The organism is Streptomyces sp. Y2F8-2, from assembly GCF_014905555.1.
Classification (GTDB): domain Bacteria; phylum Actinomycetota; class Actinomycetes; order Streptomycetales; family Streptomycetaceae; genus Streptomyces; species Streptomyces cynarae.
In genome coordinates this window covers 899,773-913,703 of the sequence record NZ_BNGS01000002.1, presented here as the reverse complement: position 1 = coordinate 913,703, position 13,931 = coordinate 899,773, and the positions used below count along the sequence as shown (strand labels likewise).

Sequence of the window (13,931 nt, the reverse complement as noted above, 5' to 3'; positions counted from 1 at the left end):
TACCCGCGGGCCGGGGCGCCCATCGTGTTCGGAGCTGCAAGGACTGCTAAGGCGCCACCCATGCGTACCGGTGCTCGGGCCGCCCCGTGTCGCCGTACTTCAGGGACAGGCGCAGCCGGCCCGCCTGTTCAAGGTGCCGCAGATAACGCTGTGCGGTGGAGCGGCTCAGGCCCGTCCTGGCCGCCACCTCGTGCGCGGAGAGCGGCTGGCCGGCTCGGTGCAGCACCTCGCAGATGAGGTCCGTCGTCGGTTCGGAGTGGCCGCTGGGCAGCCTCGGTGAGGAGACCACGGGGGTGGTCCGCAGGGCACCGAAGATCCGGTCCACCTGCTCCTGGCCGGCCACGCCCCGGCCGCCTACGCGGTCGACGGTGCGGCGCAGCGCGGCGTAGGAGTCGAGGCGGGTGCGCAGGGCCGCGAACGTGAACGGTTTGACCAGGTAGTGCAGGGCGCCCAGACGCATGGCGGCCTGGACGGTCGCCACGTCGCCGGCCGCGGTGATCATGATGACGTCGGTGCCGTGGCCGCGTTCGCGCATGCGGTGCACCAGTTCGAGCCCCGTCTGGTCGGGCAGGTAGTGGTCGAGCAGGACCAGGTCGATCGGGGCGCGTTCCACCGCGGCGAGCGCCTGGGCGGCGCTGTGCGCGCGGGCGGCGACCCGGAAACCGGGAACCTTTCCCACGTACTTGGCGTTTATCTCGGCGACACGGAAGTCGTCGTCCACGACCAGGACGTCAATCATCGGGCCTCTTTCTCCCAAGGCCATGCGGGCGTTACGCCCGTGTTTCGGCTCCGCAGTTGTAGCGCGAGCAAAAAGAGCACAACAGACTCTTGCAAGCAGAAGTCGAGGTTGCGCCCAGAAGACTCCTGCCGTGGCCCGCGCCACACCTACCGTCCCGGGCCATGAGCGCAGACACCAGCCCCGCCATCGAGCTACGGGGCGCGAGCAAGACCTTCCGGACCCCGTCAGGGGGTCTGCACACGGCTGTCAGGAACCTGGACCTGACCGTCGGGCGCGGCGAGTTCGTCGCCGTCGTCGGACCCACCGGATGCGGCAAGTCGACGACCCTGACCCTGGTCAGCGGCTTGGAGGAGCCCACCGAGGGTGAGGTCATGGTGGCCGGCGAGCCGGTCTCGGGAGTCGGCGACAAGGTCGGTTTCGTCTTCCAGCAGGACGCCACGTTCCCCTGGCGCACGGTCCTGTCCAACGTCATGGCGGGTCCGCGCTTCCGCGGCGTGCCCAAGACGGAGGCCAGGCAGAAGGCCCGTGAGTGGCTGGCCCGGGTGGGGCTCGCGGCCTTCGAGGACCGCTACCCGCACCAGCTCTCCGGCGGCCAGCGCAAGCGTGTCGCCCTCGCCGCCACCTTCGTCAACGACCCCGAGATCCTGCTGATGGACGAGCCGTTCTCGGCGCTCGACGTGCAGACCCGGGCGCTGATGTCGGACGAGTTGCTGGAGCTGTGGGAGGGCACGGGCGCCTCCGTCGTCTTCGTCACCCACGATTTGGAGGAGTCGATCGCGCTGGCCGACAAGGTCGTCGTGATGACCGCCGGACCCGCCACCGTGAAGCAGGTCTTCGACATCGACCTGCCCCGGCCGCGCAAGGTCGAGTCGGTGCGCCTGGAGCCGCGGTTCATCGAGATCTACCGCGAGATCTGGGAGTCCCTGGGGGAAGAGGTCCGCATCACGCGCGAGAGGGGCGCCGCCCATGTCGCCTGAGGTCATCTCCGCGCCCACGCCCGTCGACACCTCCAAGCCCGACCGCGCCCACTCACGCGCGCGTGCCGCCCGCAGACGCAAGGCCGTCGTCCTGCTCGTCCGCGTGCTGCTCCTGGTCGCCGTGCTCGGCCTCTGGGAGGCGCTCTCCCGGAGCAAGGTCATCGACCCGTTCAACTTCTCGATGCCGTCGAAGATCTGGGACCAGATCTCCACCTGGGTGATGCACGGCACCGCGCAGGGAGCGCTCGGCGAACAGATCTGGGTCACGCTCCACGAGGCGCTGCTCGGCTGGATCATCGGCGTCATAGCCGGTGTCGTCTTCGGTATCGCGCTCGGGCGGATCGCCTTCCTCGCCGACATCCTCGGTCCCTACATCAAGGTGCTCAACTCCATTCCCAGGATCGTCCTCGCCCCGATCTTCGTGATCTGGTTCGGGCTCGGACCGTCCTCCAAGATCGCCTCCGCCGTCGTCCTGGTCTTCTTCCCGGTCTTCTTCAACGCCTTCCAGGGCGCCCGCGAGGTCGACCGCAACCTCGTCGCCAACGCCCGCATCCTGGGCGCCAGCGACCGCCGGGTGACACTCCAGGTCGTCATCCCGTCGGCCACCTCGTGGATCTTCACCAGCCTCCATGTCAGCTTCGGCTTCGCGCTCATCGGCGCCATCGTCGGCGAGTACATCGGTGCGACGAAGGGCATCGGCCTGCTCGTCGCCCAGTCCCAGGGCACCTTCAACGCGGCCGGTGTCTACGCCGCGATGGTCATCCTCGCGGTCGTCGCGCTGGTGGCCGAGGGGCTGCTCACCTTCGCCGAGCGCCGCATCTTCCGCTGGAAGCCGTCGGACTCCGGGCACTGACGTCCCCCGAAGGCTCTGGTCAACGACCCCGTCCCCCTGCAGTTTCCTCCCGCACCGCCCTCTCACAAGGACGTGAACCGCCATGCGCAAGTCCGCCAGAATCGCCGCCCTCGCCGCGGCCGGCCTGCTCGCCGCCACCTCGCTCACCGCCTGCGCCAACGACGCGGCCACCACCGCCTCGTCGGACTCCGGCAGCAAGGGCGACGGCAAGGGCGAGAAGGTCAAGATCATGGTGGGTGGCCTCGACAAGGTCATTTACCTGCCCGCCATGCTCACCCAGCGGCTCGGCTACTTCGACGCCGAGGGGCTCGACGTGGAACTGCTGAGCGAGCCGGCCGGCGTGCAGGCCGAGACGGCCCTCGTCTCCGGCCAGGTCCAGGGGGCCGTCGGCTTCTACGACCACACGCTCGACCTGCAGACCAAGGGCAAGGACGTCGAGTCCGTGGTGCAGTTCTCGCACGCGCCCGGCGAGGTGGAGATCGTCTCCAACAAGCGCGCCAAGGACATCACCTCGCCCAAGGACTTCAAGGGCAGGAAGCTCGGCGTCACCGGCCTCGGTTCCTCGACCGACTTCCTCACCAAGTACCTCGCGGTCAAGAACGGTGTGCAGGTCAGCGAGTTCAGCCCGGTCGCCGTCGGCGCCGGTCCGACGTTCATCTCCGCCCTCCAGCAGGGCTCCATCGACGCCGGCATGACCACGGACCCGACCGTCGCCACGGTCCTGCAGAAGAACCTCGGCCAAGTGCTCGTCGACATGCGGACACCGCAGGGGTCGCAGGAGGCACTGGGCGGCCCGTACCCGTCGTCGAGCCTGTACATGCAGACGGACTGGGTCAACAGTCACAAGGACACCGTCCAGAAGCTCGCCAACGCGTTCGTCAAGACCCTCAAGTGGATGTCCACACACTCCGCGAACGAGATCGCCGCCAAGATGCCGGCCGACTACTCGAAGGGCAACGAGACGCTCTACGCGAGTGCCATCAAGAGCACGCTGCCGATGTTCACCAAGGACGGCGTGATGCCCGAGGACGGCCCGCAGACCGTCGAGAAGGTCCTCAAGGCGTTCAACCCCAACATCAAGAACGCCACGATCGACCTCGGCAAGACGTACACCACGGAGTTCGTGAAGAAGGCCGCGGGCTGAGCCCGACGGCCGTGCCTCAGGCGCGGGTCGCCCACACGTAGCGGTGTTCGGGGCGGCCCGCGTCGCCGTATTTCAGGGTCAGCGTGGCCCGTCCCGTGCGCTCCAGGAGCTTCAGATAGCGCTGGGCGGTCTGGCGGCTCAGCCCGGTCCGCTCGGCGATCTCCTGGGCGGACAGCGGCCCCGAGGCGTCCAGCAGGGCACGGCGTACCAGATCCGCCGTCGTCGCAGAGTGCCCCTTGGGCAGCCCCGGCTCCGAACCCGCCGACAGGGCGCCGAAGATCCGGTCGACCTCTGCCTGTTCGGCCTCACCGCCGCCGTCGAGGGTGCGCCGCAACTCGGCGTACGCCTCCAGCTTGGCGCGCAGGCCCGCGAAGGCGAACGGCTTGACCAGGTACTGGAGCGCGCCGTGCCGCATCGCGGCCTGGACGGTCTGGATGTCGCGGGCCGCCGTCACCATGATCACATCGGTCTGGTGGCCGCGTCGGCGCATCTCCTGCACGACCGCGAGTCCCGTGTCGTCGGGCAGGTAGTGGTCCATCAGGACCAGGTCGAGGTGGGGCAGCGTCTCCATCTGCCGCAGCGCGTCGGCCGCGTTGTGCGCCTGGCCGGCCACCCGGAAGCCGGCGACCTTCTCCACATACGCGGCGTTGACCCGGGCGACCCGGGGGTCGTCGTCCACGACCAGTACGTCGATCGGCCGGGTCATCGCGACTCCTCCTCGGGGATCGGGGCGGGCGTGTCCGGGGCCGGCGCCGTGTCCGCCGGTGCCTGACGGGCGGGGACCAGGGCCCCGCGGTCTGCGGCGGCCGGCTCCGGTTCCTCGAGAGCCTCGGGGAGGACGACGACGAACTCCGCGCCTCCTCCCTCCGCCTCGGTCACCCGGGCGCTGCCTCCCTGGCGTTCGGCGAGACGGCGCACCAGGGACAGCCCGATGCCGCGCTTGCCGTGCGCCGGGGGCTGCTTGGTGGACCATCCGTCCGTGAAGACCAGCTCCCGGCGCTCGGCGGGTATTCCGGGACCTGTGTCACGCACCCTGAGGACAGCCGTGCGCCCCTCCGCACGCAGTTCGACCTCCACGCGCGCGTGCGGAGTGCCCGCCACGGCGTCGAGTGCGTTGTCGACCAGGTTCCCTACGATCGTGACCAGACCTCTGGGGTCGATCAACCGGTCCGGCAGCAGTGTCCGGTCGGCGATCCACAGGGCCACCCCGCGCTCGGCGGCGACCGTCGCCTTGCCCACCAACAGGGCCGCGAGCAGCGGATCGTGGATCTTCTCGGTGACCTGTTCCGCCGTGGCCCTGTGGTCGCCCACCACCTCGCCGACGAACTCCACGGCGTCCTCGTACATCTCCAGTTCCAGGAGTCCCAGAAGCGTGTGCATGCGGTTGGCGTGTTCGTGGTCCTGCGCGCGCAGGGCGTCGATCAGACCGCGTGTGGAGTCCAGTTCGCGGCCCAGCTGCTCCAGCTCGGTGCGGTCGCGCAGGGTGGCGACGGCGCCTCCGTCGTCGGTGGGCATGCGGTTGGCGACGAGGACCCGGTGCCCGCGCACGGTGAGCAGGTCGGTGCCCGTGACCCGTCCGGCCAGCACATCGGTCGTACGGCCCTCGCCGAGCGCGTCGTCGAGGGAGCGGCCGACGACCTCGTCGCCGATGCCCAGCAGGCGCTGCGCCTCGTCGTTGACCAGACGCACCCGGCCCTCGCGGTCCAGGGCGACGACGCCCTCCCTGATGCCGTGCAGCATCGCCTCGCGCTCGCTGAGCAGTGCCGAGATGTCCGAGAAGGCGAGATCACGGGTCTGCCGCTGGACCCTGCGCGAGATCAGGTACGCGGCCAGCGCGCCGATCGCCAGGGCCGCGCCCGCGTACGCGAACAGGCCCGGGATCGCGTGGATCAGCCGGGCCCGGACGCTGTCGTACTCGATGCCGACGGAGACCGCTCCGATGATCCTGCCGTGCGCGTCCCGCAGCGGCACCTTGCCGCGGGCCGAGCGGCCCAGGGTGCCGCTGTCGATCTGCATGATCTCCTTGCCGGCCAGGGCCTCGCTCGGGTCGGTGGAGACGATCTTGCCGATCTGCCAGGTGTCCGGGTGCGACCAGCGCACGCCCCTTGTGTTCATCACCACGACGTACTCGGCGTGACTGGCCTTGCGGATGCGCTCCGCCTCCTTCTGCACCGGCCCGTCGGGCGACGGCAACGCTCTCTGCAGATCCGTGGAGATCTGCGGCTGGGCCGCCGTGGTCTGCGCGATCGCGAGGGCCCGGCGCATCGCCTGGTCGTCCAGCAGACGGCTGAGCGGCGCCAGGAACAGCCCGGTGGCGAGCACGGCCACGCCCGCGGCGATCGCCACCTGCATCAGCAGGACCTGCGAGAACATCCGCCGCGGCAGACCGAGGCGCAGTCGTCGTGCAGGGGCAGAGGGGCTCATGGGTACGACGGTACGGGGACGGGTGCGCCGTGCCGTAGGGGGTGTGGCGTGGATCTCCTGTGCGGTGCGGGTGCGGCCCGTCACGGGGAGCCGCCCTCGTTCCGCGCGGGGCCCGCCGATCAGCAGTGCGCCGGGTGGGCGGCGACCGCGGTGCGCAGCTGGCGTACCGACACCACGTCCATCCGCGCCGGGGAACCCAGCACCGAGCCGCAGCTCTCCGGGCGCGGCGGCAGCGAGGCGCCCTGGGCCACGACGACGCGCCACAGGCGGCCGTCGGTGTGGGCGACGGTGACCTTCCAGCGGGGCGCCGCGCCGTCGGTGCGGAGGACGGTCAGGGCTCCCGCCGCGTACTCGTGGGCCGTCGTGCGCACCGCGAGCTCCGCGGCCTGCGCGGGCCGCTCCCAGGCGGAGCTGCCGCGGCATCCCTCGACCACGACCCGCCCTTCGCGCACGGCCTGGAGGACCTCCTTGACGTGGGCGGCCTGGGCCCGCCCGTACGCGTATCCGAACGGCAGGACTAGCACCGTGGGGGAGAAGCGGTGGCCGCCGAGGTGGGTGACCTCCCAGACGCCGTGGACGCCGGAGGTGGTCAGCTCGGCCGCGAGGGGCCGGCCGAGGAGGGCGCAGCAGCGGTCGCGCCTGCCGTTGGTGCAGACGAAGGCGAGCGGGTCGCCGGTGTGCGGCCGTCCCTGGAGAACCGAGTCGAAACTGTGCGGGTCGCCCGCGCCCAGGGCGGCGAGGTCCAGATCGAGCAGCTGTTCCGGCGCGGAGGTCGTGGCGGCGTGCAGCCAGACGTTTCCGGGCACGGTGTGTGCAACGTAGACCTGCCGTTCGGCGGGCGTACCGCAGTCGGCGTGCCGCCCGGGGCGGCGGATGAGGGCGATCCGCACGCCGGTGCCCTCCGCGGCTCCTTCCAGGGCGCGGCCGAGCGCCCGGTCCAGGTGGCTGGAGGTGAGCGCCTTGGGACCCCAAGGGCCGGGCTGCTCCAGGAGCAGCCAGGTCCTCGCGGTCGCCGCGGTACCCGCGAGGGGCTCGTCGAGGTCCCGGGACGCGGTCGTGCACGTACTCACAGAGGTGAGCCTAACCTGACTTGGCCGGCGGCGAACGCCGGGCTCACTCGGGGGGCGGCTGTGGCGGGCGGGCTCCCGCATAGCGCCCGCTGGGACGCATGCGCAGCGGGCGTTCCTCGTACTCCTCCAGGGTGTGGGCGATCCAGCCCGCGGTGCGTGCGACGGCGAAGACGGTCTCGCCTGCGGTGGCGTCCATGCCGGAAGAGGCCGTGAACACGGCCAGGGCCAGGTCGACGTTGGCGTGCAGGGGCGTGTGGCGGGCCGCGGTGGACTCGACGTCCCTGGCCGCCGCCAGCGCGGGTGCGGCGGACGGCAGGCCCTCGAGGGCCGCGAAAAGGGCACGCGCGCGAGGGTCCTCGCCGGGATACAGGCGGTGTCCGAGCCCGGGGATCCGGCGCCCGGCGCGCAGTTCGTCGGCGACCACGGGAACCGCGGTGCCCCGGTCCAGGACCTCGAGGAGCATCCGGTGCGCCAGGCTGCTGGCCGCGCCGTGCAGGGGGCCTTCCAGCGCGCCGAGTCCGGCCGAGACGGCGGCGTAGGCGCAAGCCCTCCAGTCCCCTGACGTCACCCAGTGCGGTGTCGGTGAGGCGTCGGGCAGTTCGCCATGGACCATCAGGTGCCAGACGTCCTCGAAGCCGCGGGCGCTCCGCCTTCACCGCGCGGACCGCACGGCTGCGCCGCCTGCCCGAGGACGTACGGGCCGCGCTTCCCGCCGTGGCGGCGGCGACCGGCCTGTCCGGTCCGCTGGCCGGCCTCGTACGGCGCTCTCGCTGCTCGGCGCGTCCAAGGGGTTCCGACCGGTGTACGACATCGACGCGGACCGGCGGCGAGAGGACACGCTCACAGCGAGCGCGGCCGTCCCCACGCTGGTGACGGCGCTGTACCGGCTGGGCAGGGGTCTCGAGCCCGTCGAGCCACGGGAGGACCTGCCGCACGCGGCCAACTACCTCTACATGCTGACGGGTTCCGAGCCGGACCCGGAGCGGGCCCGGGCGGTCGAGCAGTACTTGATATCAACCATTGACCATGGGTTCAATGCATCAACCTTCACGGCGCGGGTGATCGCATCGACGGGCGCGGACGTGGCCGCGGCCCTGGTCGGCGCCGTCGGCGCCCTGTCCGGCCCGCTGCACGGCGGTGCGCCGAGCCGCGCCCTGGACACCCTCGATGCGATCGGCACGCCCGACCGCATCGACTCCTGGATCCGTGAACAGGTCCTCGCCGGTACCCGGATCATGGGCTTCGGTCACCCCGTCTACCGGACGGAGGACCCGCGCTCGCGGATGCTGCGCGGCATCGCGGAGCGGTTCGGCGGGCCGCTCGTCGACTTCGCGATCGAGGTCGAGCGCCGTGTGGAGTCCATCCTGGCCGAACTGAAGCCCGGCCGGGACCTCCACACGAACGTGGAGTTCTACGCGGGCGTGGTGATGGAGCTCTGTGGCCTCCCGCGTGAGATGTTCACCCCCACCTTCGCGACGGGCCGAGTGGTCGGCTGGAGCGCCAACGTCCTGGAACAGGCGGAAGACCGGAAGATCATCCGGCCGGCGGCCCGGTACGTGGGCCCGGAACCGCCGGTGGCGGTGCCGGCGGTGGCATGAGGGCCGGAGAACCGTCGGGCCTCGATGCCGTTCGCATCGAGGCCACGGGTGGAAGGGTGGGGGAGCGCCCGTCACTCATGCATCGGGGATGTCCGCTTTCGCGTGGAGCAGCGTTTCGCGGCTGATGACGACGATCCGTTCATAGTCTGCCCGTGAGGCGTCGGGCGGCAGCTCCGCGTCAAGAGCATCCGTGGCCTCTGTGCCGATGACGGCGAAGTTGCCGTCGCTCAGCTCGAAGATGTCGGGGCAACTCTGCCCCGAGACGCTGCCGCGCTCCCGGGGCGAGGCGCCGACTCGACGCACGATCTTCAAGTCCGTTCCTAGCCTGGTCGAGGGACGGGCCGAGGGGTGCGTGGGACGCTGCACGGGCTGATGGCCTCCTTCGTCCGGTATAGCTCATGAGGGGGCCCGGAAGAACTCATGAGTGGCCGCCGCTCCTCGTGGGAAAGGCAGCCCTGCACAGGGAATGCGAAGCTTGCGGGGATGTTTCACCGCATCAGACTCGGGGAAGAGTACAGCCCGCGCCAGCCACGCGTCTTCCCATCGATACCGTGAGTTGACGTCCGTCACTCCTCTGGCAGTTCTCCCACCACCCACCACTGCTCCCCGTCCTCCTGCTCCCGGATCAGGGCGTCCATGTCGCGGACCAGGTCGTCCATCAACGCGCCCAGCCTGGCTTCCTCGGACGAGGCGGGCAGGCTCTCGCGATGGCGGCGCGTGGCCGCCCAGTACTCGCGGAAGATGTCGTTGCGGCAGATCATCCGAAGGTGCCCGTACAGCTCGTTGAGACTCAGCGCCCCGATTCGGTGGTAATACAGAGCGTTGACATAGAGGGCGTTGGCGAAGAGGTACTGGCGCTGCTTGTCCGGCGGGACGTCCGTGTCGTACGTGTGCAGGACGGCTGCCAGCGCGGGGTCGTCCATGGCCTTGCACAGCAACTCGAAGTGGAGCCGGTGTTGCTCCACGAGCGCTGCGCGTTTGTGCCGGCGCGAGCCCCAACCGGTCATGGAGCCGAAGGCGGCTGCCATCTTCGCCCTGGTGAGGGAGCCAAGCCCCCGTATGCCGGAGCTCTGTGTGACCATGTCAACCCCCGAATCAGGCGACCGTCCGCCGGTCGTCGGGTGCGGGTCGACTGGTGGGGACCGGCGAGCGATGGGCGGCGCGCTTGCCGTCTCCCAGGGTGCCGAGCGGCTCTGATCGGCCGGGAGGCGGAGAGGAGGCGCACGGAGGGAAGCGAGGGTCGCACGCTCCAGCGCCATGCCCAACGTCTGCCCCGCAAGTGCTGCTAACAATCGTTCACTTCGCGCGGTTTCCCCGCACTCGTATCCTGGGTCGGCATTCAATCCTCGTACGAGAGCCGACCCGTTGCGGCGTGAGCCGGTCCGCGAGCCGTCCCCGTACGGCCGCCGGTCCGCGCGCCGGCGGGCGCACGGGTGTGAAAAGGGGCGCACAGTGACCCAGTCGTCGAGTCCGCAGCAGATCCCGGTCGTCGTACTCGCCGGTTTTCTGGGCTCCGGCAAGACCACCCTGCTCAACCACCTCCTCCACCACAGCGGAGGCAGCCGCATCGGGGCCGTCGTCAACGATTTCGGGGCCATCGAGATCGACGCGATGGCCGTCGCCGGGGCGCTCGGGGACTCCACCGTCTCCCTCGGCAACGGATGCCTGTGCTGCGCCGTCGACGCGAGCGAACTCGACCTCTACCTCGACCGCCTCGCCCAGCCCTCCGCCGGCATCGACGTCATCGTCATCGAGGCCAGCGGACTCGCCGAACCGCGGGAACTGGTCCGCATGGTGCTGGCCAGCGAGCAGCCGCGCGTCGTCTACGGCGGGCTCGTCGAGGTCGTCGACGCCGTCGAGTTCGACGCCACCCGCGAGAGGCATCCCGAACTGGACCGCCATCTCGCCCTCGCCGACCTCGTCGTCGTCAACAAGACCGACCGGGCCGAGGACAGCGAGCGGGTCCTGCGGCTGGTGCGGTCGCTCGCCGACCGTGCCGCCGTCGTCCCGTCCGTCTACGGTCGCATCGACCCGGAGTTCCTCTTCGACTGCCGGCCGGCCGAGGAGCGCGTCGGGCAGCTGTCCTTCGACGACATCCCCCGACCGGACGAGCACGGGCACGACGATGCGCACCACGCCCATCTGCACACCGCGTACGACAGCCTGTCCTTCCGCTCCGACGTACCCATGAGCCCCCGTCGGCTGCTGGACTTCCTCGACAGCCGCCCCGAGGGCCTGTACCGGATCAAGGGGTACGTCGACTTCGGCCCGGCGGATCCGCACAACCGGTACGCCCTGCACGCGGTGGGGCGGTTCCTGCGGTTCTACCCGGAGCCGTGGGGGACAGGCGACGAGCGGCTCACCCAGCTCGTCCTCATCGGGTCGGGCATCGACACCGCCGCCCTCGACAAGGAACTCCAGGCGTGCACGGACGACGCCCCGCACGCCGACGAGCACAGCATGTGGGGCGTCCTCCGCTACGTCCAGGACAAGGAGGCCGAGGCCCCTCAGGGCCTCGGCGACCTCGAGGGCTGACCTACACCGGTCCCGCCACCGCCGCGACCGTCTTCGGAAGCGACACGCCCGAGCCGTCGCGCCGCGGGTCGATCTCGGGCAGCTCGGCCGGCATGCCGTTCTTCTGCGCCGCCCGGGCCGGGGTCGCGCCCGCCCACGCGAACGACAGGCAGTCCTCGCCCTTGAGGAACCGCTGGCAGCGCACGCCGCCCGTGGCGCGGCCCTTGCGCGGGTACTGGTCGAACGGCGTCATCTTGGCCGTTGTCTGCACCGAGTCGTCCAGCGTGCCGCGCGATCCGGCGACCGTGAAGACCACCGCGTCGGCCGCCGGGTCCACCGCCGTGAACGAGATCACCTTGGCGCCCTCGGTCAGCTTGATGCCCGCCATGCCGCCCGCCGGGCGGCCCTGCGGGCGGACCTGGGAGGCGGGGTAGCGCAGCAGCTGGGCGTCGTCCGTGATGAAGACCAGGTCCTCCTCGCCCGTGCGCAGCTCGACCGCGCCGACGATCCGGTCGCCCTCCCTGAGGGTGATGACCTCCAACTCCTCCTTGTTCGCCGGGTAGTCGGGGACCACGCGCTTGACCACGCCCTGTTCCGTGCCGAGCGCGAGACCCTGGGAGGACTCGTCCAGCGTCGTCAGGCACACCACCGTCTCGTCCTCCGTCAGGGAGACGAACTCCGAGACCGGCGCACCCCCGGACAGGCTCGCCCGCGTCGCCGTCTCCGGCAGCTGCGGAAGGTCGATCACGTTCACCCGCAGCAGTCGCCCGGCGGACGTCACCACGCCCACCTCACCGCGCGCCGTCGCCGGGACGACGGAGACGATCACGTCGTGCTTGGCGCGCCTGCCGTCGGTGTCCTCCTCGAAGGGGTCGTTGTTGGCCGTGCGCGCCAGCAGGCCCGTCGACGACATCAGCACCCGGCACGGGGCATCCTCGACCTGCAGCGGAACCGTCGGGGCCGGGACACCGGAGGACTCCAGCAGCACCGTGCGCCGGTCGGTGCCGAACTTCTTGGCCACCGCGGCCAGTTCGTTGGAGACCAGCTTGCGCAGCTCCGCGTCCGACTCCAGGATCCGGGTCAGCTCCTCGATCTCGGTGTTGAGCCGGTCCTTCTCCGCCTCCAGCTCGATGCGGTCGTACTTCGTCAGACGGCGCAGCGGCGTGTCGAGGATGTACTGCGTCTGGATCTCGCTCAGCGAGAAGCGCTCCATCAGGCGCTCCTTGGCCTGCGCGGAGTTGTCGCTGGAGCGGATCAGACGGATGACCTCGTCGATGTCCACCAGCGCCGTCAGCAGGCCCTCGACCAGGTGGAGGCGGTCGCGCTTCTTGCCGCGGCGGAACTCCGAGCGGCGGCGGACCACGTCGAAGCGGTGGTCCAGGTAGACCTCGAGGAGCTCCTTGAGGCCCAGCGTCAGCGGCTGGCCGTCGACCAGGGCCACGTTGTTGATGCCGAAGGACTCCTCCATGGGCGTCAGCTTGTAGAGCTGCTCCAGGATCGCCTCCGGCACGAAGCCGTTCTTGATCTCGATGACCAGGCGCAGGCCGTGCTCCCGGTCGGTGAGGTCCTTGACGTCGGCGATGCCCTGGAGCTTCTTCGAGCCCACCAGGTCCTTGATCTTTGCGATCACCTTCTCGGGGCCGACCGTGAAGGGAAGCTCGGTGACGACGAGCCCCTTGCGGCGCGCCGTCACGTCCTCCACGGAGACCGTGGCTCGCATCCTGAAGGTGCCGCGGCCCGTCTCGTACGCGTCCCGGATCCCGGGCAGCCCCACGATCCGGCCGCCGGTGGGCAGGTCCGGGCCCGGGACGTGCTTCATCAGAGCGTCCAGGTCCGCGTTCGGATACCTGATCAGATGGCGGGCGGCCGCGATCACCTCGCGCAGGTTGTGCGGCGGCATGTTCGTCGCCATGCCGACCGCGATGCCCGACGCGCCGTTCACCAGCAGGTTCGGGAAGGCGGCGGGCAGGGCCACCGGCTCCTGCTCCTGGCCGTCGTAGTTGGGCGCGAAGTCGACCGTGTCCTCGTCGATCGACTCGGTCATCAGACCTGAGGCCTCGGCCATCCGGCACTCGGTGTACCGCATGGCCGCCGGTGGGTCGTCGTTGCCCAGCGAGCCGAAGTTGCCGTGGCCGTCGACCAGCGGCACGCGCATCGAGAAGGGCTGGGCCATGCGCACCAGGGCGTCGTAGATCGACGCGTCGCCGTGCGGATGCAACTTACCCATGACCTCGCCGACGACGCGGGCGCACTTCACATAGCCGCGGTCGGGGCGCAGGCCCATCTCGTTCATCTGGTAGACGATCCGCCGGTGCACCGGCTTGAGGCCGTCGCGGGCGTCCGGCAGGGCCCTTGAGTAGATGACCGAGTACGCGTACTCGAGGAAGGAGCCCTGCATCTCGTCCACGACGTCGATGTCGAGGATCTTCTCCTCGTACGAGTCGTCGGGTGGCGGGGTCTTCGTGCTGCGGCGGGCCATCGCTGCCGGCTCCTTCACCGTCTGTGCTGGGCATGGAAACGAATCTGACGCCGACCATTGTGGACCGCCGCACCGACAACGGGGACCGGGGCCCATCCGTGGGGCCTTGAAACCGGCCCGTAGGCGATCACGA

General features: G+C 70.4%; 11 protein-coding genes and 2 pseudogenes. 5 read left to right on the top strand and 8 right to left on the bottom strand.

Features of this window, described 5'->3' with window-relative positions; all coding sequences use genetic code 11:
- Positions 1–46 precede the first annotated feature (46 nt).
- Complete coding sequence (locus SY2F82_RS09460; RefSeq protein ID WP_200418506.1) at positions 47–739, bottom strand: response regulator; 693 nt, start codon at positions 737–739, stop codon at positions 47–49.
- A 161-nt stretch (positions 740–900) separates the two neighbouring features.
- Here SY2F82_RS09460 and SY2F82_RS09455 point away from each other — a divergent pair, with 161 nt between their 5' ends.
- The 3 genes from SY2F82_RS09455 (at position 901) to SY2F82_RS09445 (ending at position 3,713) form a co-directional block, all read left to right on the top strand.
- Positions 901–1,716 (top strand): ABC transporter ATP-binding protein, encoded by an 816-nt coding sequence (locus SY2F82_RS09455; RefSeq protein ID WP_200418505.1) that lies wholly within the window; start codon positions 901–903, stop codon positions 1,714–1,716.
- Entirely contained in the window at positions 1,706–2,569 is an 864-nt protein-coding gene (locus SY2F82_RS09450; RefSeq protein WP_200418504.1) for an ABC transporter permease, read from the top strand. Before SY2F82_RS09455 ends, SY2F82_RS09450 begins: the two co-directional genes overlap by 11 nt.
- A gap of 82 nt (positions 2,570–2,651) precedes the next feature.
- Positions 2,652–3,713 carry an ABC transporter substrate-binding protein gene (locus tag SY2F82_RS09445; protein WP_200418503.1) on the top strand — a complete coding sequence of 354 codons (1,062 nt, stop codon included), beginning with the start codon at positions 2,652–2,654 and terminating at the stop codon, positions 3,711–3,713.
- A 16-nt stretch (positions 3,714–3,729) separates the two neighbouring features.
- On the opposite strand, the gene SY2F82_RS09440 is transcribed toward SY2F82_RS09445, so the two are convergent.
- The 4 genes and pseudogenes from SY2F82_RS09440 to SY2F82_RS09425 form a co-directional block, all read right to left on the bottom strand.
- On the bottom strand, positions 3,730–4,419 hold the full coding sequence (locus tag SY2F82_RS09440; RefSeq protein ID WP_200418502.1) for a response regulator: 690 nt from the start codon (positions 4,417–4,419) through the stop codon (positions 3,730–3,732).
- A complete protein-coding gene (locus tag SY2F82_RS09435; protein WP_200418501.1) occupies positions 4,416–6,137 on the bottom strand; it encodes a sensor histidine kinase in 1,722 nt (573 codons plus the stop codon). The genes SY2F82_RS09440 and SY2F82_RS09435 overlap by 4 nt, the downstream gene beginning before the upstream one ends.
- 119 nt (positions 6,138–6,256) lie before the next feature.
- Positions 6,257–7,207, bottom strand: coding sequence for a sucrase ferredoxin (locus tag SY2F82_RS09430; RefSeq protein ID WP_200418500.1), 951 nt, complete (start codon positions 7,205–7,207; stop codon positions 6,257–6,259).
- A 43-nt stretch (positions 7,208–7,250) separates the two neighbouring features.
- Positions 7,251–7,757 (bottom strand): annotated as a pseudogene (locus SY2F82_RS09425) (citrate/2-methylcitrate synthase); the annotation flags it as partial.
- 95 nt (positions 7,758–7,852) lie between these two features.
- On the opposite strand from SY2F82_RS09425, the pseudogene SY2F82_RS09420 reads away from it, so the two are divergent.
- Positions 7,853–8,805 (top strand): annotated as a pseudogene (locus SY2F82_RS09420) (citrate/2-methylcitrate synthase); the annotation flags it as partial.
- Between the two features lie 75 nt (positions 8,806–8,880).
- Here SY2F82_RS09420 and SY2F82_RS09415 read toward each other — a convergent pair.
- Positions 8,881–9,117, bottom strand: coding sequence for a hypothetical protein (locus SY2F82_RS09415; RefSeq protein ID WP_200418499.1), 237 nt, complete (start codon positions 9,115–9,117; stop codon positions 8,881–8,883).
- Positions 9,118–9,371: 254 nt separating this feature from the next.
- Complete coding sequence (locus SY2F82_RS09410; protein ID WP_200418498.1) at positions 9,372–9,887, bottom strand: DUF6082 family protein; 516 nt, start codon at positions 9,885–9,887, stop codon at positions 9,372–9,374.
- A gap of 370 nt (positions 9,888–10,257) precedes the next feature.
- On the opposite strand from SY2F82_RS09410, the gene SY2F82_RS09405 reads away from it, so the two are divergent.
- Positions 10,258–11,340 (top strand): GTP-binding protein, encoded by a 1,083-nt coding sequence (locus SY2F82_RS09405; protein ID WP_200418497.1) that lies wholly within the window; start codon positions 10,258–10,260, stop codon positions 11,338–11,340.
- Between the two features lies 1 nt (position 11,341).
- Here the strand turns inward: SY2F82_RS09405 and SY2F82_RS09400 are convergent, their stop codons facing one another.
- Positions 11,342–13,798 carry a DNA topoisomerase (ATP-hydrolyzing) subunit A gene (locus tag SY2F82_RS09400; protein ID WP_200418496.1) on the bottom strand — a complete coding sequence of 819 codons (2,457 nt, stop codon included), beginning with the start codon at positions 13,796–13,798 and terminating at the stop codon, positions 11,342–11,344.
- Positions 13,799–13,931: the final 133 nt, after the last annotated feature.